Annotated in this window: 18 protein-coding genes; 14 read left to right on the top strand and 4 right to left on the bottom strand. The window is 72.8% G+C overall.

The window, feature by feature from the left end:
- Positions 1-72: 72 nt before the first annotated feature.
- A complete protein-coding gene (locus AB0927_RS21115; RefSeq protein WP_366669191.1) occupies positions 73-1,224 on the top strand; it encodes an NADH-quinone oxidoreductase subunit D in 1,152 nt (383 codons plus the stop codon).
- Positions 1,225-1,243: 19 nt separating this feature from the next.
- On the opposite strand, the gene AB0927_RS21110 is transcribed toward AB0927_RS21115, so the two are convergent.
- Positions 1,244-2,275, bottom strand: a complete 1,032-nt coding sequence (locus tag AB0927_RS21110; RefSeq protein ID WP_366669190.1) for an SAM-dependent methyltransferase — start codon at positions 2,273-2,275, stop codon at positions 1,244-1,246.
- 118 nt (positions 2,276-2,393) lie between these two features.
- Between AB0927_RS21110 and AB0927_RS21105 the strand changes: the two genes are divergently transcribed.
- Both AB0927_RS21105 and AB0927_RS21100 read left to right on the top strand, forming a co-directional pair.
- Positions 2,394-3,599: a sensor histidine kinase gene (locus AB0927_RS21105; RefSeq protein WP_366669189.1), complete on the top strand. Its 1,206-nt coding sequence runs from the start codon at positions 2,394-2,396 to the stop codon at positions 3,597-3,599.
- A gap of 76 nt (positions 3,600-3,675) precedes the next feature.
- Positions 3,676-4,347: a response regulator transcription factor gene (locus AB0927_RS21100; RefSeq protein WP_366669188.1), complete on the top strand. Its 672-nt coding sequence runs from the start codon at positions 3,676-3,678 to the stop codon at positions 4,345-4,347.
- 122 nt (positions 4,348-4,469) lie between these two features.
- On the opposite strand, the gene AB0927_RS21095 is transcribed toward AB0927_RS21100, so the two are convergent.
- On the bottom strand, positions 4,470-5,633 hold the full coding sequence (locus AB0927_RS21095; RefSeq protein ID WP_366669187.1) for a beta-eliminating lyase-related protein: 1,164 nt from the start codon (positions 5,631-5,633) through the stop codon (positions 4,470-4,472).
- Between the two features lie 191 nt (positions 5,634-5,824).
- Here AB0927_RS21095 and AB0927_RS21090 point away from each other — a divergent pair, with 191 nt between their 5' ends.
- The 10 genes from AB0927_RS21090 (at position 5,825) to AB0927_RS21045 (ending at position 14,723) form a co-directional block, all read left to right on the top strand.
- A complete protein-coding gene (locus AB0927_RS21090) occupies positions 5,825-6,811 on the top strand; it encodes a DUF2520 domain-containing protein (RefSeq protein ID WP_366669186.1) in 987 nt (328 codons plus the stop codon).
- Positions 6,808-7,809 (top strand): pantoate--beta-alanine ligase, encoded by a 1,002-nt coding sequence (gene panC, locus AB0927_RS21085; protein WP_366669185.1) that lies wholly within the window; start codon positions 6,808-6,810, stop codon positions 7,807-7,809. The genes AB0927_RS21090 and panC overlap by 4 nt, the downstream gene beginning before the upstream one ends.
- Positions 7,806-9,503, top strand: coding sequence for an L-aspartate oxidase (locus AB0927_RS21080; protein WP_366669184.1), 1,698 nt, complete (start codon positions 7,806-7,808; stop codon positions 9,501-9,503). The genes panC and AB0927_RS21080 overlap by 4 nt, the downstream gene beginning before the upstream one ends.
- Before the next feature lie 29 nt (positions 9,504-9,532).
- Entirely contained in the window at positions 9,533-10,510 is a 978-nt protein-coding gene (nadC, locus tag AB0927_RS21075; protein ID WP_366669183.1) for a carboxylating nicotinate-nucleotide diphosphorylase, read from the top strand.
- 5 nt (positions 10,511-10,515) lie between these two features.
- Complete coding sequence (locus AB0927_RS21070; RefSeq protein ID WP_366669181.1) at positions 10,516-11,313, top strand: type III pantothenate kinase; 798 nt, start codon at positions 10,516-10,518, stop codon at positions 11,311-11,313.
- A gap of 144 nt (positions 11,314-11,457) precedes the next feature.
- Complete coding sequence (locus tag AB0927_RS21065; protein ID WP_366669260.1) at positions 11,458-12,060, top strand: hypothetical protein; 603 nt, start codon at positions 11,458-11,460, stop codon at positions 12,058-12,060.
- 788 nt (positions 12,061-12,848) lie between these two features.
- The gene (locus tag AB0927_RS21060) at positions 12,849-13,031 is read left to right on the top strand and encodes a hypothetical protein (RefSeq protein ID WP_366669180.1); all 183 of its coding nucleotides are present in this window, start codon (positions 12,849-12,851) and stop codon (positions 13,029-13,031) included.
- 155 nt (positions 13,032-13,186) lie between these two features.
- The gene (locus AB0927_RS21055; protein WP_366669179.1) at positions 13,187-13,630 is read left to right on the top strand and encodes a BlaI/MecI/CopY family transcriptional regulator; all 444 of its coding nucleotides are present in this window, start codon (positions 13,187-13,189) and stop codon (positions 13,628-13,630) included.
- 9 nt (positions 13,631-13,639) lie between these two features.
- Positions 13,640-14,173, top strand: a complete 534-nt coding sequence (locus AB0927_RS21050; protein ID WP_366669178.1) for an amino-acid N-acetyltransferase — start codon at positions 13,640-13,642, stop codon at positions 14,171-14,173.
- A gap of 214 nt (positions 14,174-14,387) precedes the next feature.
- Entirely contained in the window at positions 14,388-14,723 is a 336-nt protein-coding gene (locus AB0927_RS21045) for an Lsr2 family protein (RefSeq protein WP_037660325.1), read from the top strand.
- A gap of 43 nt (positions 14,724-14,766) precedes the next feature.
- Here the strand turns inward: AB0927_RS21045 and AB0927_RS21040 are convergent, their stop codons facing one another.
- Entirely contained in the window at positions 14,767-15,318 is a 552-nt protein-coding gene (locus AB0927_RS21040) for an SCO3374 family protein (RefSeq protein ID WP_366669177.1), read from the bottom strand.
- Between the two features lie 502 nt (positions 15,319-15,820).
- On the opposite strand from AB0927_RS21040, the gene AB0927_RS21035 reads away from it, so the two are divergent.
- On the top strand, positions 15,821-18,343 hold the full coding sequence (locus tag AB0927_RS21035) for an ATP-dependent Clp protease ATP-binding subunit (RefSeq protein ID WP_366669176.1): 2,523 nt from the start codon (positions 15,821-15,823) through the stop codon (positions 18,341-18,343).
- A 52-nt stretch (positions 18,344-18,395) separates the two neighbouring features.
- Here the strand turns inward: AB0927_RS21035 and AB0927_RS21030 are convergent, their stop codons facing one another.
- Positions 18,396-21,437: an NACHT domain-containing protein gene (locus AB0927_RS21030; RefSeq protein ID WP_366669175.1), complete on the bottom strand. Its 3,042-nt coding sequence runs from the start codon at positions 21,435-21,437 to the stop codon at positions 18,396-18,398.
- Positions 21,438-21,455: the final 18 nt, after the last annotated feature.

The following is a 21,455-nucleotide window of genomic DNA, read 5'->3' as shown; positions in this document are numbered from 1 at the left end:
CACCCGTCGGGCCCGGTTCTCCCCTGGGGGAGCCGGGCCTTTTCGCGCCCCGGCATGGGGGAAACTGGGGGCATGAGTCCTACGACGGAGACCATGGTCGGGATCGGCGGTGCCGCGGAGAGCACCGACATGGTGCTCAACATCGGGCCCCAGCACCCGTCCACGCACGGCGTGCTGCGGCTCAAGCTGGTGCTGGACGGGGAGCGCATCCTGCGCGCCGAGCCGGTGATCGGCTACATGCACCGCGGCGCCGAGAAACTCTTCGAGGCGCGGGACTACCGGCAGATCATCATGCTCGCCAACCGCCACGACTGGCTGTCGGCGTTCTCGAACGAGCTGGGTGTGGTCCTCGCCGTGGAGCGGATGCTCGGCATGGAGGTCCCCGAGCGGGCGGTGTGGACGCGCACGCTGCTCGCCGAGCTGAACCGGGTGCTCAACCACCTCATGTTCCTCGGCTCCTACCCGCTGGAACTGGGCGGGATCACGCCGGTGTTCTACGCGTTCCGCGAGCGCGAGGTGCTCCAGAACGTCATGGAGGAGGTCTCCGGCGGGCGCATGCACTACATGTTCAACCGCGTCGGCGGTCTCAAGGAGGACCTGCCTGCCGGGTGGCCGGGCCGCGCCCGTGCCGCCGTCGCCGCGGTGCGCTCGCGCATGGACGTCTTCGACGACCTGGTCCTCGGCAACGAGATCTTCCGGGGGCGCACGCGCGGGGTCGGCGCCCTCGCGCCCGAGGCGGTGCACGCGTACGGCGTGAGCGGGCCCATCGCGCGCGGCTCGGGCGTCGACTTCGACCTGCGCCGCGACGAGCCGTACCTGGCGTACGGCGAGCTCCAGGACACGCTGGAGGTCGTCACCCGTGGCGAGGGGGATTGCCTGGCCCGCTTCGAGGTGCTCCTGGCGCAGACGCACAACGCGCTGGACCTCGCGGACGCCTGCCTGGACCGGCTCGCCGAGCTGGCGCCAGGCCCGATCAACCAGCGCCTGCCGAAGGTGCTGAAGGCGCCCGAGGGCCACACCTACGCCTGGACCGAGAACCCGCTCGGCATCAACGGGTACTACCTGGTCAGCAAGGGCGAGAAGACCCCGTACCGGCTCAAGCTGCGCTCGGCGTCGTACAACAACATCCAGGCGCTGACCGAGCTGCTGCCCGGGACCCTGGTGGCGGACATGGTGGCGATCCTGGGCTCGATGTTCTTCGTGGTCGGCGACATCGACAAGTAGCGGCAAGGAGCGGCGCGGTTCAGGCCAGGGGGTCCGCGATCCCCACCGGCTGGAGCAGCCACCCGAAGTCGCCGAGGCCGCCCTGGGCGGTGAGTTCGGCTGCCTCCCCGGCGCTCGCGAGGGCGCGCACGTAGGCGGCGGGGTCGGTGGAGGCGAGCGTGAGCGGGGGGCGTGCGCCGGTGACCCCGAGGGCGTGGAGGGCGGCGCGCTGGGTGCGGAGGCGCGCGTCGGCCGGGTGCCGGGACGCCGCCGCGCACGCGTCCAGGGCGACATGGGCCGTGATGTCGCGGGTCCCGTCCGGTACCGGGGCCGTCTCGCGGCCCGCGCGGAAGCCGGTGAGGGTGCCGAACGGGGGGCGTGCTCCGGCGGTGTGGGCGTAGTCCACGGCCACCGCGAGCCCGCGTGCCACCCGGCCCGTGGCCGCCGCCCACGCCTCGTCGCGGGGCAGCCCGATCTCCGCCCGCAACCCCTCCTCGGCCCCCAGCGGCCACCAGCGCGCCAGCCAGTCGGCGTCCGCGCCGGTCACCGGGTCGCCGAGGCGCTCGGTGCCATCGGCGCCGACGAGCACGTACCGGGGCACACCCGCCGCGTCCGCCTCGGCCACGTCCAGGGGCACGTTGTCCAGCCACTCGTTGGCGAACAGCAGCCCGGTGACCGCCGCCGGGGGCTCGCTCCGCCAGACGACGCGTTCGTCCAGGCCCGCGGGGCGGTCGGCGATCTCGACGGCGGCCGGCCGCACGCGCGCCGCCACCTCGGCCGGCAGCGCGGCGAGCACGCCGGTGACCAGTTCGCCCCGTCCGGCGCCCATGTCCACGAAGTCCAGCGTCCCGGGCCGTCCCAGCGCCGCGTCGACCCGGCGGAGCAGCTCGGCCACGGCCCGTGCGAACAGCGGCGAGGCGTGCACGGACGTACGGAAGTGCCCGGCGGGCCCCTCCGGGCGCCGGTAGAAGCCGCCGGGGCCGTACAGGGCCTCCTCGGCCGCCGCCCGCCAGCCGCGCGCACCCGCGCCCCCGGGCGTGTCCCGCTCCTGCCGTGGCCTCTCCCGCGTCACCGCACCAGAGTAGGCGTACAGATGATCAACTCCTCCACCTTGGGGAGTACGCGCGGCGGGCCCGGATCGGCCCTCCGGTTGACCCGTGCGGGCATTCCGTTTCCCTACTCTGGGTTACGTGCAGCGCCTTTACGACTTCCTCCGCCGCCACCCGACCGGGGTCGACTCCTTCTGGGCCGTCGTCCTGTTCGGGCTGTCGGTCGTCAGCGAGGTCAACCTGCGCGGGACGGTCGGTCACAAGGGGCCGCTCGGCGCGGGGGTCGCCGTCTCCGTCGTGCTGTGCGTCGTCGTCGCGCTGCGCCGCCGGTTCCCGGAGCCGATGCTGCTGCTCGCCCTCGCCACCGGCCTCGCCCAGCTCGTGCTGGACGTGCAGACGACCGTCGGCGACTTCGCCCTGCTGGTGATCGCCTACACGGTCGCCACGATGGGCGCGCGCTGGGCCTCCCGGCTCGCCCTGGTCGCCAGCTTCTGCGCCGCCACGCTCGCGCAGCTTCGCTGGCCGGCTCCCGATGCGAGCCTGCTCGGGCGCATCGCCATCGTGGTCTTCCAGACCGTGCCGTTCGCGCTCGCCTGGGTGCTCGGCGACTCCATGCGCACCCGGCGCGCCTACTTCGCCCAACTGGAGGAGCGCGCGGCCCGTCTGGAGAAGGAGCGCGAGGCGCAGTCGAAGGTCGCGGTCGCCGCCGAGCGCGCCCGGATCGCCCGCGAACTGCACGACGTCGTGGCGCACAACGTGTCCGTGATGGTGGTCCAGGCCGACGGCGCCGCCTACGTCCTGGACGCCGCCCCCGACCAGGCCAGGACGGCCCTGGAGACGATCTCCTCGACCGGCAGGCAGGCCCTCGCCGAGATGCGCCGCCTGCTGGGCGTGCTGCGCACCGGGGAGCACCAGGAGGGCGGGGAGTACGTCCCGCAGCCCGACGTCGAGCAGATCGACGAGCTGATCGAGCAGTGCCGCGGCTCCGGGCTGCCCGTCGACTTCAAGGTGGAGGGCACCCCGCGCCCGCTGCCCAGCGGGGTGGAGCTGACCGCCTACCGGATCGTGCAGGAGGCGCTCACCAACACCCGCAAGCACGGCGGCCCGAAGGCGGGGGCGAGCGTCCGGCTGGTCTACTTCGACGACGGTCTTGGCCTGCTCGTGGAGGACGACGGCAAGGGCGCCCCGCAGGAGCTGTTCGAGGAGGGCGGCGCCGACGGCCGGGGGCACGGTCTGATCGGCATGCGCGAACGCGTCGGTATGGTCGGCGGCACCCTGGACGCCGGGCCGCGTCCTGGCGGAGGGTTCCGCATCAGCGCCCTGCTGCCGCTCAAACCGGCGCACTGAGTCGCCGACGGATGGACGGGCGGATGGACGGGCGGGTGGACTGGCGGATGGACCGACGGATGGAAGAGGGACCCCGATGACGATCCGCGTGATGCTCGTCGACGACCAGGTGCTGCTGCGCACCGGGTTCGGGATGGTGCTCGCCGCCCAGCCGGACATGGAGGTCGTGGCCGAGGCGGGCGACGGAGTGGAGGCCCTTGAGGCGCTGCGCTCCACCGCGGTCGACGTCGTCCTGATGGACGTCCGCATGCCCAAGCTCGACGGCGTGGAGGCGACCCGGCGGATCTGCGCGCAGCCGGACCCGCCCAAGGTGCTGATCCTGACCACGTTCGACCTGGACGAGTACGCCTTCTCCGGGCTGAAGGCGGGCGCGTCCGGCTTCATGCTCAAGGACGTGCCGCCGGGTGAGCTGCTGGCCGCCATCCGCGCCGTGCACAGCGGGGACGCGGTGGTGGCGCCCTCGACCACGCGGCGCCTGCTGGACCGGTTCGCGCCGCTGCTGCCCTCGGGCGGCCGGGAGCCCCGGCACAAGGAGCTGGAGCGGCTCACCGACCGGGAGCGCGAGGTGATGGTGCTGGTCGCGCAGGGACTGTCCAACGGGGAGATCGCGGCGCGGCTCGTGCTGTCCGAGGCGACCGTGAAGACGCATGTGGGCCGCATCCTCACCAAGCTCGGGCTGCGGGACCGGGTGCAGGTGGTGGTGCTGGCGTACGAGACCGGGCTGGTGCGGGCGGGCGGCCACGGCTGAGACCTGGCGGTACGGCTCCCGAGGGGAGCCGCCGCGCCGGTGACGGCCTGCTCGCCGCGACCACCGCCGTCGCCCCGAACACCGCCGTCGCCCCGAACGCCGCCGTCGCCGGCGTCCGCGGGTCAGGCCTGCTCGGGCAGCCGTTGCACGAAGTCCCGCACGGCCGCCCGTACGTCCTGTGCCGTCCACTCCAGGCCGGGCTCGCGGACGGTGACCTCCGTGCGGGCCATGCCGGGCCCGGCGTCGCCGGACCAGCGGTTGGGGAAGAGGGCCACCGAGGTGTCCTCGGCCTGCCGCAGCGCCGCCTCGGCCAACACCTCGGGCGGGTACGGCAGCCAGACCTGGAACTCATGGGTGTGCGGCACCTCGGGGTGCACCCGCGCCCACGCGAGCCCCGCCTCGGCGAAGCCCTCGCGCAGCGCCGCGGCGACCACGCGCGCGTGCCGGACGTACTCGGGCAGCCGGGGCAGCGCGCGCTCCAGGCCGATCAGGGCGGACAGCGCGGTCGGGAACTGCTGGAAGACCTGCCCGCCGTACCGGTGCCGCCAGGTCCGCGCCTCGTCGACGAGGGTCCGGGGCCCGGCGAGCGCGGCGCCGCCGAGGCCGTCGAGGGACTTGTAGAACGACACGTAGACGCTGTCGGCCAGGCCCGCGATCTCCTCCAGGGGGCGCCCGAGGTGTTCGGTGCACTCCCACAGGCGCGCGCCGTCGAGGTGCACCACCGCGTCGCGCTCCCGCGCCGCCGTGACCAGCTCGGTCAGCTCCTCCCAGGTGGGCAGCAGGAAACCGGCGTCCCGCAGCGGCAGTTCGAGCATCAGCGCGCCGAAGGGCTCTTCGAGGTCGCGTATCTCCGCCGCCGTCGGCTGGTGGGGCCCGCTGCCCACGTGCACCGGGCGCAGCCCGCTGACCTGGCTGAGAGCGTCGCGTTCGTGCACCTCCGGATGGGACATCGGGTGCAGGGCCACCGCGGGGTTGCCGGTGCGGCCCGCCCAGCAGCGCAGCGCCACCTGCTGGGCCATCGTGCCCGTCGGGAAGAACGCGGCGGCCTCCATGCCGAGCAGCGCGGCGACCTTCTCCTCCAGGGCGGCGACGATCCGGTTGCCGTACATGTCGCCGGGCTCGTCCAGGTCGTGGACCTGCGCGCCCGCCTCCGTCAGGTGCGCGAGGCGGTCGCCGATCGAGTCGGTCCAGCCCGCGTGGTTCAGCCTGCGCGGCCCTCGCCGTCGTACGGCCGCCCATCGTTCCTGGGCCGTGGGTCCGGTGTCCTGCGCGGATGTCTCGGTCATGCCCGTGATCATGCCGCGCCGGGCCCGCCCGGGGCACCCGGAAATCGGTGGCCTCCTCCGGGGGCGTGGTGAAACCCACAGCCTGTGGACAACCGGTCGGCGGCGGACCGGGATAGCGTTAACATGACGAGAAATCGTCCGGTACATCGTCCGGTACCCGAAGCGGACTGGAACGGGAAGGCCGCCGTCGCGTGAGTACAGTCCACCAGCAAGACCTCAAGGACCGCCCCGCGCGGCTCACCGTCGGCGTCGTGGGCGCCGGCCGCGTGGGCCCCGCGCTGGCCGCGTCCCTCCAGCTCGCCGGGCACCGCCCGGTGGCCGTCTCCGGCGTCTCCGACGCCTCCCGCAGGCGCGCGGAGGCCCTGCTCCCGGGCGTGCCCCTGGTGCCGCCCGCCGAGGTCCTCCAGCGCGCCGACCTGGTGCTGCTCACCGTCCCCGACGACGTGCTGCCCGCGCTGGTCACGGGCCTCGCCGAGACCGGTGCCGTCCGTCCCGGCCAGCTGATCGTGCACACCTCTGGCCGGTACGGCACCAAGGTCCTCGACCCCGCCCTGCGCGCGGGCGCCCTGCCACTCGCCCTGCACCCCGCGATGACCTTCACCGGCACCGCCGTGGACGTCCAGCGCCTCGCGGGCTGCTCCTTCGGCGTCACCGCGCCCGAGGAGCTGCGGCTGGCCGCCCAGGCACTGGTGATCGAGATGGGCGGCGAGCCGGAGTGGATCAGCGAGGAGAACCGCCCGCTCTACCACGCGGCCCTCGCGCTCGGCGCCAACCACCTGGTCACCCTGGTCGCCCAGGCCATGGAGCTGCTGCGCACGGCCGGCGTCGAGGCCCCCGACCGGATGCTCGGCCCGCTGCTCGGCGCCGCCCTGGACAACGCCCTGCGCTCCGGGGACGCGGCCCTGACCGGTCCGGTCGCGCGCGGGGACGCCGGCACCGTCGCCGCGCACATCACCGAGCTGCGCCGGCACGCCCCGGGCGCCGTCGCGGGTTACGTCGCGATGGCCCGCGCCACCGCCGACCGCGCCCTCGCGCACGGCCTGCTCAAGCCGGAACTCGCCGAGGACCTGCTCGGCGCGCTGGCCGACGGCACGGCCGCCCCCGGCACCGAGGGCGGCCACCACGAAGGCACCGACGGCACCGACGGCACGACCGGCACCGAGGGGAACGACCGATGACCACCGACCTGCTCAGCACCGCCCAGGAGCTGCACGCGCGCACCCGCCGCGGCCGCCGCGCCGTCGTGATGACCATGGGCGCCCTGCACGAGGGCCACGCCACCCTCATCCGCTCCGCGCGGCGGATCGCGGGCCCGGACGGTGAGGTCGTCGTCACCGTCTTCGTCAACCCGCTCCAGTTCGGCGCGGGCGAGGACCTGGACCGCTACCCGCGGACCCTGGAGGCCGACCTGAAGATCGCCGCCCAGGCCGGTGCCGACGCCGTGTTCGCGCCCGCCGTGGACGAGGTCTACCCCGGCGGCGACCCCCAGGTCCGCGTCACCGCGGGCCCGATGGGCGAACGCCTGGAGGGCTCCTCCCGCCCCGGGCACTTCGACGGCATGCTGACCGTCGTCGCCAAGCTGCTCCACCTCACCCGCCCCGACGTCGCCCTCTACGGCCAGAAGGACGCCCAGCAACTCGCCCTGATCCGGCGCATGGTGCGGGACCTGAACTTCGGCATCGAGATCGTCGGCGTACCGACCGTGCGCGAGGAGGACGGGCTCGCGCTCTCCAGCCGCAACCGCTTCCTCTCCCCCGACGAGCGCCGCACCGCGCTCGCCCTCTCCCGCGCGCTGTTCGCGGGCCGCGACCGGCACGCCGCCCAGGAGGCGCTGCGCGCGCGGGCCCGCGAGGTGCCCGCCACCCAGGCGCGCGCGGAGGCGCTGAGCGCGATAGGGGAGTCCCGCGCGGCCGCCGACGCGCACGCGGTGGCCACGGCCGCCCCGGGCGGCCCGGCCGCCGTCCGCGCCGCCGCCCGCCAGGTCCTGGACGAGGCCGTCCGCTACGACCCGCCGCTAGAACTGGACTACCTCGCCCTGGTCGACCCGTCCGACTTCACCGAGATCGGCGACGACTTCACCGGCGAGGCGGTGCTCGCCGTCGCGGCCCGGGTCGGCGCCACCCGGCTGATCGACAACCTTCCGCTCACCTTCGGAACCCTCGGAGCCGCCTCGTGACCAGCACAGGCATACGACTGCACGCGCCCGCCCCCGGCTGGGCCATCGCCGCGGACGTGGTCGTCGTCGGCTCCGGCGTGGCGGGCCTGACCGCCGCCCTGCGCTGCGAGGCGGCCGGACTGACCACGGTCGTCGTCACCAAGGCCCGCCTGGACGACGGCTCCACCCGCTGGGCCCAGGGCGGCATCGCGGCCGCCCTCGGCGAGGGCGACACCCCCGAACAGCATCTGGAGGACACCCTGGTGGCGGGCGTCGGCCTGTGCGACGAGGCGGCCGTACGCCTCCTCGTCACCGAGGGCCCGGACGCGGTACGACGGCTCATCGAGACCGGCGCCCACTTCGACGAGTCCTCCGAGGGCGGTCTCGCCCTCACCCGCGAGGGCGGCCACCACCGGAGCCGGATCGCCCACGCGGGCGGCGACGCCACCGGCGCGGAGATCTCCCGGGCGCTGGTCGAGGCGGTCCGCGCCCGCGGCCTGCGCACGATCGAGAACGCGCTCGTCCTGGACCTGCTCACCGACGCCGAGGGCCGCACGGCCGGCGTCACCCTGCACGTCATGGGCGAGGGCCAGCACGACGGCGTCGGCGCCGTGCACGCCCCCGCGGTGGTGCTCGCCACCGGCGGCATGGGCCAGGTGTTCGCCGCGACCACCAACCCGTCGGTGTCCACCGGCGACGGCGTGGCCCTCGCGCTGCGCGCGGGCGCCGAGGTCAGCGACCTGGAGTTCGTGCAGTTCCACCCGACCGTGCTGTTCCTCGGTCCGGACGCGGAGGGCCAGCAGCCGCTGGTCTCCGAGGCGGTGCGCGGCGAGGGCGCCCATCTGGTCGACGCCGACGGCGTGCGCTTCATGGCCGGGCAGCACGAACTGGCCGAGCTGGCGCCCCGGGACATCGTGGCCAAGGGCATCACGCGGCGGATGCAGGCGCAGGACGCCCAGCACATGTACCTCGACGCCCGGCACTTCGGCGCCGAGATGTGGGAGCGCCGCTTCCCGACCATCCTGGCCGCCTGCCGGGCCAACGGCATCGACCCGGTCACCGAGCCCATCCCGGTCGCCCCGGCCGCCCACTACGCCTCCGGGGGCGTGCGCACCGACGACCACGGCCGCACCACCGTGCCGGGCCTGTACGCGAGCGGGGAGTGCGCCTGCACCGGCGTGCACGGCGCCAACCGGCTCGCCTCCAACTCCCTCCTGGAGGGCCTGGTCTACGCCGAGCGGATCGTCGCGGACATCGCCGCCGAGCGCGCCGCCGATGGTCTGCGCGCGCGGGTCCCGGTCCCGGTCCCGGACCCCGACCGGCCGGCGTACCCGCTGCTCGCCCCCGAGTCCCGGTTCGCCATCCAGCGGATCATGACCGAGGGCGCGGGCGTGCTGCGCAGCGCCGAGTCCCTCGCCGGCGCCGCCGAGCAGCTTCAGCGGCTGCACGCGGCCGCCCGGGACACCCTGGACGAGCACGGCAAGACCGCCGAGCCCGGCGTGGACACCTGGGAGGCCACCAACCTCCTGTGCGTGGCCCGCGTCCTGGTCGCCGCCGCCCTGCTGCGCGAGGAGACCCGCGGCTGCCACTGGCGCGAGGACCACGCCGAGCGCGACGACGAGAACTGGCGGCGCCACATCGTCGTACGGCTCGATCCGGACCGTTCGCTGGCGGTGCGCCCCACCGACACCGCAGACTTCCCCCCTACCCGGTAACACCCAGTGCACCAGGAGCAGTGACAGACGTGAGCACCGACGACCTTCCCCTCGTGACGACCGGTGGCTGCGGCGACGGCTGTGGCTGCGGCGCGGAGCACGACGAGGACTACCTGGAGTGCGGGCTCGACCCCGTGCTCGCCGAGCTGCTGGCCGCCGCCGGGCTCGACCCGGTCGAGGTCGAGGACATCGCCACCGTGGCCATCCAGGAGGACCTGGCCGGCGGCGTGGACGTGACCACGGTCGCGACCATCTCCGAAGAGGCCGTCTCCACCGGTGACTTCACCGCGCGCGAGGCGGGCGTCGTGGCCGGCCTGCGCGTCGCCGAGGCCGTGCTCTCCGTGGTCTGCACGGACGAGTTCGAGGTCGAGCGGCACGTGGAGGACGGCGACCGGGTCGAGGCCGGGCAGAAGCTGCTGTCCGTCACCACCCGCACCCGCGACCTGCTCACCGCCGAGCGCAGCGCGCTGAACCTGCTGTGCCGGCTGTCCGGCATCGCGACCGCGACGCGCGCGTGGGCGGACGTCCTGGAGGGCACGAAGACCAAGGTCCGCGACACCCGCAAGACGACCCCCGGCCTGCGCGCCCTGGAGAAGTTCGCGGTCCGCGCCGGCGGTGGCGTCAACCACCGCATGTCCCTGTCGGACGCGGCCCTCGTCAAGGACAACCACGTGGTCGCCGCCGGCGGCGTCGCCCATGCCTTCAAGGCCGTACGGGAGACCTTCCCGGACGTGCCGATCGAGGTCGAGGTCGACACCCTGCACCAGCTTCGCGAGGTCGTGGAGGCGGGCGCCGACCTGATCCTGCTGGACAACTTCACGCCCGGCGAGTGCGCGGAGGCCGTCGGCATCGTCGACGGGCGGGCGCTCCTGGAGGCCTCCGGCCGGCTGACGCTCGCCACCGCGCGCGCGTACGCCGACACCGGGGTGGACTTCCTCGCCGTCGGGGCGCTCACCCACTCCTCGCCGATCCTGGACATCGGCCTGGACCTGCGGGAGGCGGAGTAACGGCCATGCTGCTCACGATCGACGTCGGCAACACGCAAACCGTCCTCGGCCTGTTCGACGGCGAGGACATCGTGGAGCACTGGCGCATCTCCACCGACGCCCGCCGCACGGCGGACGAGCTGGCGGTGCTGCTCCAGGGCCTGATGGGCATGCACCCGCTGCTCGGCGACGAACTGGGCGACGGCATCGACGGGATAGCGATCTGTGCCACCGTCCCGTCGGTCCTGCACGAGCTGCGCGAGGTCACCCGCCGCTACTACGGCGACGTCCCCGCGGTCCTGGTCGAGCCGGGCGTCAAGACCGGCGTGCCCATCCTCACCGACAACCCCAAGGAGGTCGGCGCCGACCGCATCATCAACTCCGCCGCGGCGGTGGAGCTGTACGGCGGCCCGGCGATCGTCGTGGACTTCGGCACGGCGACCACCTTCGACGCGATCTCCGCCCGCGGCGAGTACGTCGGCGGCGTCATCGCCCCCGGCATCGAGATCTCCGTCGACGCGCTCGGCGTCAAGGGCGCCCAGCTTCGCAAGATCGAGGTCGCCCGCCCCCGCAGCGTGATCGGCAAGAACACGGTCGAGGCCATGCAGGCGGGCATCGTGTACGGCTTCGCGGGCCAGGTCGACGGGGTGGTGAGCCGGATGGCGCGCGAGCTGGCGGACGACCCGGACGACGTGACGGTGATCGCGACGGGCGGCCTGGCGCCGATGGTGCTGGGCGAGTCGTCGGTGATCGACGAGCATCAGCCGTGGCTGACGTTGATCGGGCTGCGGCTGGTGTACGAGAGGAACATGTCGAGGCTTTAGCGGCCGACCGGCCGACCGGCCGGGACGAGGGGCGCGGGGCGCTTTTAGGGGGAAACTCCCGCGACACATCGTCCCGTTGTGTCACTTTTGTCCGATTAGCGGTAGCGTCGCCGCATGCCCACGCCATACGGATCCCGCGGCGGCATGGCGTTCGGCGCGGAGGAGCTGCGTGTGCTCCGCCGCGCCCTCGCCCTCGCCCTGCACCCCGGCCCCACGTCCGCCGAGGACGTCCAGGACTGCCTCCGGCTCGCCGACTCGCTGGACGAGGCGATCCGCGAGGGGGTGAGACTGCGCGCCTTCCTGCTGGCCGACCTGGGCCGCTACCGGGCCGCCCTCCCGGGCACCGCGGCCGGCTACTTCGCCCTCCTGGAGGAGGCGCTGGGCGCCGGGTACCGGCCGGTGCCGGACGACCTCGCGGCGCTGCGGGCCCTGCGGGGCAACCCGAGGGCGGCGGTCCTGCTGGAGCGCTGCCAGGCCCTGGCGGAACAGGACGTACGGGCCCGCTTCGCCCAGGGCGCGCGCAGGGTCCCGGCACCGGCGGTGCCGCCCGCGAGGACGCGCCTGCTGGCCCTGTCGGGCGGCGCGGCCCCCCAGGCCGAGGACACGGACAAACAGCCCCCCAAGCCCGCCCCGAAGCCGACCCCGGCCGAACGCCCCGACCCCACCACCCCCAAGCGCCCCATCCCCACCCCCGGCGAAGTCTTCCCCCGCCGCAAACCGTCCCCCTCCCGCCAACTGGTCGGCTGACCCCACCCCCCGGCCGAGGCCGCCTCCGCCGGAGCGAGCACCCAGCCCACGCGGACGCGTCCGCTCCGACCCCCGGGCGGGGCTGCCGGGGGAGCGGCGCTCCTGGGCCACTCCGCCCGCCCGGCGAGCCATGGCAGGGCCGGGCGCGTCCGCCCCGTGACGGCGGTGAAACGCCATGGCAGCCCGGCCCCCGGGCGGGTCGTCGGGGTGACGCCTGGAACTCCGCCCGCCCGGTGGCCAGCCCCTCCGGGCGGGTGTCGTCCTCGCGCCGCCCCGTTCCTGTGACCGTCGTCGGCGGGCCCTGGCGGGGCCACTGGGCGCGCCCATTCCGTGGCGGCGGTGAAACGCCGCAGCAGGCCGACCCCGGGCGGCGTCGTCGGGGACCGACGCCTGGGTTACTCCGCCCGCCCGGCGCCGTCCCGGCGCCCGCCCGCTTCCGCGCCCGTCGTCGGTGGCCGTAGTGGGGCCGCTGGGCTTGTGCGTCCTGTGGCGGCGGTGAAACGCCCGGCAGGCGGCCCCCAGGCGGGGTCGGCGTGGGACCGGTGCCTGGGCCGTCGCGCCCTCCGGGCGCCCAGTCCCCCCGGAGTCGGCCGCCCCGGACGGTCGTCGGCAGGGTGCCCGTAGGGGCGTCGCCGGCCGGCGTGGGCGTGGCCGGGCTGCCGGTGCGGCGGGCCGATCGAGGGCTTCAGTCAGCGGCCGTGTCGTGGTGCCGCGGCCGTCCGGCGACCCCTGGCGGTGTTTGCGTACCCCGCCCGATTCGCCCGGTCCGGGGTGGCTACTCTGGTCGCATGGACTATGTCTCCGCGCTTGTGCCCCCGGTCGTGATGGCCGTGTTCTTCATCGGTGTGGTCCGGGTGATCGTGAAGACCCAGGGCGGGACGGCCAAGGCCAAGGAGGACGCGGCCGTCGACGCCGCGATCGCGAGGAGGGAAGCGGCGCGGAGCGGTTCCGCCGCCGCCCAGGACGCCTGAGCGGCGCCGCGGCGCCCTGAGACAGACCCTCGCACGCCAGGGAGAGGCAAGCTTTCCCATGGTGTGCCCTTTTTGTCCGGATTCACAAACTTCCGCCACGTTCGGCACGCCATTGTCCTGATCTCCCACTATTGTTCTGAGTTGTGCCTCGCCCCTTGGGAGAACTCGAAGACGCGGTCATGACGCGGGTGTGGAAGTGGAACCGCCCGGTGACCGTTCGAGAAGTCCTGGAAGACCTCCAGCAGGAACGCACCATCGCGTACACCACCGTGATGACGGTTTTGGACAATCTTCATCAGAAGGGCTGGGTCCGCCGCGAGGCGGAAGGCCGGGCCTATCGATATGAGGCCGTCTCCACCCGCGCCGCCTACGCCGCCGCTCTCATGAACGATGCCTGGTCGCAGAGCGACAACCCCGCCGCCGCACTCGTCGCGTTCTTCGGGATGATGAGCGAGGAACAGCGCCGGGCCCTCGGCGCCGCCATCCGCATCGTCCAGGGACCGGAAACCCCGCGGGCCCCCGAAGCCGCGGAACCGCCGGCCGCACAAGCGGAGCAGCAGGAGAACCCCGGCTCGGCGGCGGACGCCGACGGGCGATAGCGTCCGCTCATGTCCGCAGCACGTCCCGAAGTCTCCGCAAAAGCCATCACGGTCCGCCGGGCCAGGACCGGCGATGTGCCGGCCGTGCGCCACCTCCTCGACGCCTACGTCCGCGACCGCATCCTGCTCGACAAAGCCACGGTCACCCTTTACGAGGACATCCAGGAGTTCTGGGTCGCGGAACGGGACGACAACGCCGAGGTCGTCGGCTGCGGCGCGCTGCACGTCATGTGGGAGGACCTCGCGGAAGTCCGCACTCTCGCGGTGAAGCCCGGCCTCAAGGGCGCAGGCGTTGGCCATCAGTTGCTGGAGAAGTTGCTGCACACGGCGCGCTGGCTCGGTGTTCGCCGGGTTTTCTGCCTGACCTTCGAAGTCGACTTCTTCGGGAAGCACGGCTTCGTCGAGATCGGCGAGACGCCGGTCGACACGGATGTCTACGCGGAGCTCCTGCGTTCCTATGACGAGGGCGTCGCGGAGTTCCTCGGACTCGAACGAGTGAAACCGAACACCTTGGGCAACAGCCGGATGCTTCTGCATCTGTGATCGTCTTTGCCCGGTGACTATGCGCGGTTCCCTATGTCCGAAACGCGTATCTTTCCGGCCCGTGCGCCCTCCGCAGTCCTCTCCCAGGGGTTTGTGTTTTTCCCGCAAAAGCGGTTTGCTTTCCGACGTACTGCAGTACTGCATATAACAGGGGCGGCGAAACGGGCGGACGCGCGCACCCTGGCCCTCAACGTTATCGATGAAAGGAAATCCGGTGGCACAGAAGGTTCAGGTCCTTCTTGTCGACGACCTCGACGGCGGCGAGGCGGACGAGACGGTGACGTTCGCGCTGGACGGCAAGACGTACGAGATCGATCTCACGACCGCCAATGCGGACAAGCTGCGCGGCCTTCTCGACCCTTATGTCAAGGGTGGTCGTCGTACCGGTGGCCGTGCCTCCGGTGGACGTGGAAAGGCCCGCGCCGCCTCCAGCGGCAACCAGGACACCGCGGCCATCCGCGCCTGGGCCAAGGAGAACGGTCTTGAGGTCAACGACCGTGGCCGCGTCCCCGCGTCCATCCGCGAGGCGTACGAGAAGGCCAACGGCTGATCAGCCGATTCAGCCGAATACCAGTACGACCATCAGCACGACCCTACGGCGAGACCGGCGCCCCGCCGCATTCCCGCCGCAGCCGGACACGGTGACACCACAGCGCCACCGTGTCCACCAGCCGTACGAGATCGGGGGCGATCCCCTCGCGCCCCATGCCCGGCATCGCGGGCAGTGAGGCCTCGGCCTCGCGCCCCGTCCCAGGGGGCCGCAGCCACACGGCGGCCCCCTTCAGGCTCCCGGACCGCGGCGGCGGCCACCCGGGCGGCAGCGGCGCCTCCAGGAGGTCCCCCGCCCCCAGGGCCCGCAGATCGAGCGCCACGGCGTCCCATTCCAGCCACTCCAGCAGCCCCGGCAGCTCCGCGGCGCCGCCCGCGGCCACCAGCAGCTCCATCCGGTCGCCCCGCAGGGCCACCGGCGAGAGCGGCGCGAGCCGCCGCAGCGCCCCCGCACCCGCCTGCGCCGGCACGTCCAGGACGTCGAACCGCACCCCGGCAGGCAGCCGCGGCGGGTGTCCGGGCACGGTCGGCCACCCCAGTTCGTTCTCGTACCAGCGCCGGACCTCGTGCCACCGCCGCGCCCCGCGGCTCCGCACGCCGGGCGCTCCCGGTTCGACGGAGCGGCGAGGAAGGGGGACCGTGGAGGTCGTGGAGACCGTGCCAGCCATGCCAGGTGCAACCGGCGGGACAGGCAGCGGGTTACGCTGAGTGCCCTGTCGATCGCACAGCGTGCCGGAAGTGGTGTCACCCGGCGGCAGGGGGAGCCGCAAGGTTGTTCGCCCGTAGCGGAGGGAACCGGTACGCGCGGCATGGAGTGTCAGTCCCCGCGGGTAAGACATGCCTAGTGGGAGGGGGCGACGTGCGGGTGCGGCGGTCTCCCGTTCGCCATCGGCGTAGTGGCGAGTGGGGTAACTGCCTGGCCTGCGGGAACATCGTCTCGCACCATCGGGTTGGAGCAGATGTCGGCGTTCGGGGTCAGGAGGCCAAGGACGGTGTCGGCAGTTGGAATGAGCGGTCCCCGCTTGCGGGACTAAGCTGCGGAAGGACAGGGAGGGGAAGTTCCCCCCACTGCCTGACCGCTCTGAGGAGCGATTAACGATGTTCGAGAGGTTCACCGACCGCGCGCGGCGGGTTGTCGTCCTGGCTCAGGAAGAAGCCCGGATGCTCAACCACAACTACATCGGCACCGAGCACATCCTCCTGGGTCTCATCCACGAGGGCGAAGGTGTCGCCGCTAAGGCCCTGGAGAGCCTCGGCATTTCGCTTGAGGCGGTCCGTCAGCAGGTGGAGGAGATCATCGGCCAGGGCCAGCAGGCCCCGTCCGGCCACATCCCCTTCACCCCCCGTGCCAAGAAGGTCCTGGAGCTGTCGCTCCGCGAGGCCCTTCAGCTGGGCCACAACTACATCGGCACGGAGCACATCCTGCTCGGCCTGATCCGTGAGGGCGAGGGCGTCGCCGCCCAGGTCCTGGTCAAGCTGGGTGCCGACCTCAACCGGGTGCGGCAGCAGGTCATCCAGCTGCTCTCCGGTTACCAGGGCAAGGAGACCGCCACCGCCGGCGGGCCGGCCGAGGGCACCCCCTCGACCTCCCTCGTCCTCGACCAGTTCGGCCGGAACCTCACCCAGGCCGCCCGCGAATCCAAGCTCGACCCGGTCATCGGGCGCGAGAAGGAGATCGAGCGGGTCATGCAGGTGCTGTCCCGCCGTACCAAGAACAACCCGGTGCTGATCGGTGAGCCCGGCGTCGGCAAGACCGCCGTCGTGGAGGGACTCGCCCAGGCCATCGTCAAGGGCGAGGTGCCCGAGACGCTGAAGGACAAGCACCTCTACACGCTGGACCTCGGCGCCCTGGTCGCCGGCTCCCGCTACCGCGGTGACTTCGAGGAGCGCCTGAAGAAGGTCCTCAAGGAGATCCGCACCCGCGGCGACATCATCCTGTTCATCGACGAGCTGCACACGCTGGTCGGTGCGGGTGCCGCCGAGGGCGCCATCGACGCGGCCTCCATCCTCAAGCCGATGCTGGCCCGCGGCGAGCTCCAGACCATCGGTGCCACCACGCTGGACGAGTACCGCAAGCACCTGGAGAAGGACGCGGCCCTGGAGCGCCGCTTCCAGCCCATCCAGGTCGCGGAGCCGTCCCTGCCGCACACCATCGAGATCCTCAAGGGCCTGCGCGACCGGTACGAGGCGCACCACCGCGTCTCCATCACCGACGAGGCGCTGGTCCAGGCCGCCACCCTGGCCGACCGCTACATCTCGGACCGCTTCCTGCCGGACAAGGCCATCGACCTGATCGACGAGGCCGGTTCCCGGATGCGCATCCGCCGGATGACCGCGCCGCCGGACCTGCGCGAGTTCGACGAGAAGATCGCCGCCGTCCGCCGGGACAAGGAGTCCGCGATCGACTCGCAGGACTTCGAGAAGGCCGCCTCGCTCCGCGACAAGGAGAAGCAGCTCCTGGCCGGCAAGGCCAAGCGGGAGAAGGAGTGGAAGGCCGGCGACATGGACGTCGTCGCCGAGGTCGACGGCGAGCTGATCGCCGAGGTCCTCGCCACTGCCACGGGCATCCCGGTCTTCAAGCTGACCGAGGAGGAGTCCTCCCGCCTGCTGCGCATGGAGGACGAGCTCCACAAGCGGGTCATCGGCCAGGTCGACGCCGTCAAGGCGCTGTCGAAGGCGATCCGCCGTACGCGTGCCGGTCTGAAGGACCCGAAGCGCCCCGGTGGCTCGTTCATCTTCGCCGGCCCGTCCGGTGTCGGTAAGACCGAGCTGTCCAAGGCGCTCGCCGAGTTCCTCTTCGGCGACGAGGACGCGCTGATCTCCCTCGACATGTCGGAGTTCAGCGAGAAGCACACGGTCTCGCGTCTCTTCGGTTCGCCCCCCGGCTACGTGGGCTACGAGGAGGGCGGCCAGCTGACCGAGAAGGTGCGCCGCAAGCCGTTCTCCGTCGTCCTGTTCGACGAGGTCGAGAAGGCCCACCCGGACATCTTCAACTCGCTGCTGCAGATCCTGGAGGACGGTCGCCTGACCGACTCCCAGGGCCGGGTCGTGGACTTCAAGAACACGGTCATCATCATGACGACCAACCTCGGCACCCGGGACATCTCCAAGGGCTTCAACCTGGGCTTCGCGGCCTCGGGTGACACGAAGACCAACTACGAGCGCATGAAGAACAAGGTCCAGGACGAGCTGAAGCAGCACTTCCGGCCCGAGTTCCTCAACCGTGTGGACGACGTGGTCGTCTTCCCGCAGCTCACGCAGGAGGACATCCTGCGGATCGTCGACCTGATGATCGGCAAGGTGGACGAGCGCCTGAAGGACCGGGACATGGGCATCGAGCTGTCCCAGTCCGCCAAGGAGCTGCTGTCCAAGAGGGGCTACGACCCCGTGCTGGGCGCCCGGCCGCTGCGCCGCACCATCCAGCGCGAGATCGAGGACAGCCTCTCCGAGAAGATCCTCTTCGGCGAGCTGCGCCCCGGCCACATCGTGGTCGTGGACACGGAGGGCGAGGGCGAGAGCGCCACGTTCACCTTCCGCGGCGAGGAGAAGTCGGCCCTGCCGGACGCCCCGCCGATCGAGCAGGCGGCCGGTGGCGGTCCGAACCTGAGCAAGGACGCGTAAGCCTCCGGCGGTTCAGCCGAAAGGGGCCGGTGCCTTCGGGCACCGGCCCCTTTCAGTGTTCTTCCACCGTGAGTTCGGCGGCGGGAAAGAGTTCCTGGTATCGAGCACCCGGGAAGGGCCGGTTCGACGGATGCGTCAGGCGCACCGAGCGAAGGCCCGGCAGCCGGGATGCCAGTACGGAGAGATCCTCGGTGCCGGTCATCACCGGGACCTGAAGCACTTCGACGCCGGGAAGCTCCGGCAGGGCGTCGAGAGAGCGGGGGAAATCGCGGAGGATGCGTCCGTTCAGGTAGAGGTTGGTCAGAGCGGGAAGTTCCGCTACTTCGCGCCAGTCGGCGGCCGTCGGTTCCGTGGTCAGCGGGCCGAGGCTCAGGGTGCGCAGACCGCTCCACTCCCGCAGCCCGCGCAAACCCGTGTGGTCGGTGCTGGACCTGCCGAGGAAGAGGAATTCCAGTGGTGAGTCGACAGGCAGGGTGTGGGTGAGGTCGCTGCCCGGCAATTGCTGGACCACGGAGAGAGTGGTGAGGGACGGAAGAAACCGCAGGCCCCGTACGTCGCCGATATCGGACAGGCCGAGTAGTACGAGTGGCAGGGCGGAAAGCCGGTCCAGACCGGCAGCGGCCGGGCAGTTGTCCACCCACAGTTCGCGCAGCCTGCGGAAGGGCGCAAGGCCGCCGAGATCGGTGAGTTCGGGGTTGTTCGTCAAGAAGAGCGACGCGATTTCCCCGAGCGAGGGCACCGCCGCCACCATGTCCTCGGCTTTGTGCGCGCCCGCGAAGGACAGCCAGGGCCAGGGCCGCATCCGGGCCAGCGCGGCGTTCTGCTCGCCCGAACTGGACACCAGGCGGATATCCGTCCGGTCCAGGTGGTCCAGGATCTCGGCCGCGTACTCCTCGGTTTCGAACCGCCGCCAGCTCCCCGTCAGTTGGCGCCGCACCTCCAGGTCCGGATGCTCCCGGAACCGCCGCAGCACGCCCAGCGCGCCCTCGGGCTCCAGCTCGCCGAGCAGGGACGCGGCGACCGTGACGGCCCGCGCCTCCTCGTCCGTCAGCCCCTCCGGCCCCGGCAGCAGCTCCAGCACCAGTGGCCCCGCCTCCGCGAGCGCCTGCGCGTCCTGCGTCGTCCGCGGCGGAATCAGCGCCGCCGCCCGCTTCTCCACCTCCTCGCGCACCTTGCCGTCCAACGCCGCCACGTGCTCCAGACAGGCCAGCGCGAGCAGCGTCAGCCGAGGGCTCTGGGCGGCCAGCAACCGCCGCAGCAGCGAAGCCCGTTCGCGGGGGCGCGCGTGGGCGACGGCCATGCGGATGACGTCCTCCCACTGACTGTCGTCCGCGTGGCTGAGCAGCACCTCCAGATGCCCCTCCGCCACCGCGTACCGGGCCCCCAGGTAGTCCTGGAACGTCCGGTGGACGAAGTCCACTGCACCCTCGGCCGGCTGCCGCAGCATCCCGCTGCGCAGCAGCAGCTCCCGCAGTACGGCGGACGCGTCGCCCCCCGCCGACGCCACCGTCGGCAGGGACCGCTCCACGATCCCCTCGGCCGTGTCGAGGTCCATCTCCGTGCGGCCGCTGAGCACCAGCGCGTACGCGAGCCGCTGGAGCAGCTCCAGCTGGACCTCCTCGCCCAGTTCGACGCCCATGCCCCGCTCCCGGTCGCGGCGGGCGAGCAGCATCGTGAGGGCGGCGTCGTACAACTCCTTGCGGCCGGTGGGGAGATAGCCGCGGCGTTCGCGGTGCAGGGCGCAGATCAGGCCGCACATCAGGGGGTTGGTGGCGAGTCGGGCGAGATCGCGTTTGGTGCGCAGGGAGTCCAGCAGCGGGGCCTCGAACCCCGGGGCCCCCGCCGCCTCGTGCCAGCGGTGGACGAAGGTCGCCACCTCCGAGCGCCGCATCGGGGCCAGGGTCAGCTCGCGGAAGTCCTCCTGGGCCAGCCAGTCGGGGCGTACGGCGGTCGGCCGGGAGGTCAGCAGCCAGTGGTTGCCGGGGTAGGCCGCCAGGAGGGAGCGCAGCCAGTCGCGGGCGCGGTGGCGGTCGGCGGCCGGGATCTCGTCCAGGCCGTCCACCAGGACCAGGCCCCGGCCCGCCGTGAGGACGCGTTCGGCCCAGCCCTCCGGCGGGGTCAGCGGGCAGCTCACGGCCTTCAGGAAGCCGTCCGGGGCGGGCAGGGTGCCGGTGCGGATCAGGGTGCGCAGAGGGAGGACGTAGGGGACGCGGTCGCCGTCGCGGGCCGCCGTGACCGCGAGCCACTGCACCAGGGTGGTCTTGCCGGAGCCGGCGTCACCGCGCAGCAGCACCCGGGCATCGGCCAGCAGCGCCTCCTCGGCCCGCAGCCGGCCGGTGTCGGCCGGCGGACGTTCGCCGGGCGCCGGGCCGGGCGACGCGTCCTCGACCGAGGTCGCCTCCAGGCTCAGGTAGGCGACTTCGAGGGGCCAGCGGTCCGGGGAGTCGCGCAGGTCGATGCCGTAGATGGTGATGTGGTCGTGGTGCCGGGCGACGTACGGCAGGTAGCGGCGCTCGAAGGCGGTGTCGCGCGCGTCGGGGCGCGGCACGCGGACGATCAACTCGTCCACCTTGGCGATGAGTTCGGCCTGTGCCCGGGTCTGCTCCACGAGCGTGCGGGCCACGAAGGAGGACCGCCGGGTGAAGAACTCCAGGATCTGGAGGCAGGCCCACTCCGTGGCCGAGTCCAGGAAGTGGCGGGCGTCCGAGGAGAGGCCGTCGAAGCCGGCCGTGGCGTCGCGCAGCCGGGTCGCCAGATCGCGGTGGCCGAGCCGTACGGCCTGGACGTCGTCCATCTCCAGGTCGCCGAGAGCCAGCAGCCTCCGGGCCAGCGCATGGGCCACGGCGGTCTGCTCGGCCGCCGGGAACGGCGCCTCGCCCGGCGACTCCACCGCCCGCGTCACGATCCGCTCGGCGAGCCGGTGGACGTCCTTCTCGCCGAGCGTCCGCTTCTCGCCCCGGAAGGAGACCAGCGCGGACAGCCGTACCGGCCGGTCCACCAGCCCCGCACCCGGGCCGTCCGCCACGATCAGCTTCCGCACCAGCGGGCCGATCGCGGCGGACGCGAGTCTGCCGCCCAGGACCGTCGGCTCCATCCGCCACCCCCGTGGTCG

The organism is Streptomyces sp. NPDC048106 (genome assembly GCF_040706415.1).
Lineage (GTDB): Bacteria > Actinomycetota > Actinomycetes > Streptomycetales > Streptomycetaceae > Streptomyces.
The sequence above is the reverse complement of the archived record's forward strand: the minus strand, read 5'-3'. Positions and strand labels throughout refer to the sequence as shown.

Excerpts from the sequence above, each read along its gene's own strand:
- AB0927_RS21115 (WP_366669191.1), top strand. The coding sequence starts at position 73 with ATGAGTCCTACGACGGAGACCATGGTCGGGATCGGCGGTGCCGCGGAG.
- AB0927_RS21100 (WP_366669188.1), top strand. The coding sequence starts at position 3,676 with ATGACGATCCGCGTGATGCTCGTCGACGACCAGGTGCTGCTGCGCACC.
- AB0927_RS21095 (WP_366669187.1), bottom strand. The coding sequence starts at position 5,633 with ATGACCGAGACATCCGCGCAGGACACCGGACCCACGGCCCAGGAACGA.
- panC (WP_366669185.1), top strand. The coding sequence starts at position 6,808 with ATGACCACCGACCTGCTCAGCACCGCCCAGGAGCTGCACGCGCGCACC.
- AB0927_RS21070 (WP_366669181.1), top strand. The coding sequence starts at position 10,516 with ATGCTGCTCACGATCGACGTCGGCAACACGCAAACCGTCCTCGGCCTG.
- AB0927_RS21065 (WP_366669260.1), top strand. The coding sequence starts at position 11,458 with ATGGCGTTCGGCGCGGAGGAGCTGCGTGTGCTCCGCCGCGCCCTCGCC.
- AB0927_RS21060 (WP_366669180.1), top strand. The coding sequence starts at position 12,849 with ATGGACTATGTCTCCGCGCTTGTGCCCCCGGTCGTGATGGCCGTGTTC.
- AB0927_RS21050 (WP_366669178.1), top strand. The coding sequence starts at position 13,640 with ATGTCCGCAGCACGTCCCGAAGTCTCCGCAAAAGCCATCACGGTCCGC.
- AB0927_RS21035 (WP_366669176.1), top strand. The coding sequence starts at position 15,821 with ATGTTCGAGAGGTTCACCGACCGCGCGCGGCGGGTTGTCGTCCTGGCT.
- AB0927_RS21030 (WP_366669175.1), bottom strand. The coding sequence starts at position 21,437 with ATGGAGCCGACGGTCCTGGGCGGCAGACTCGCGTCCGCCGCGATCGGC.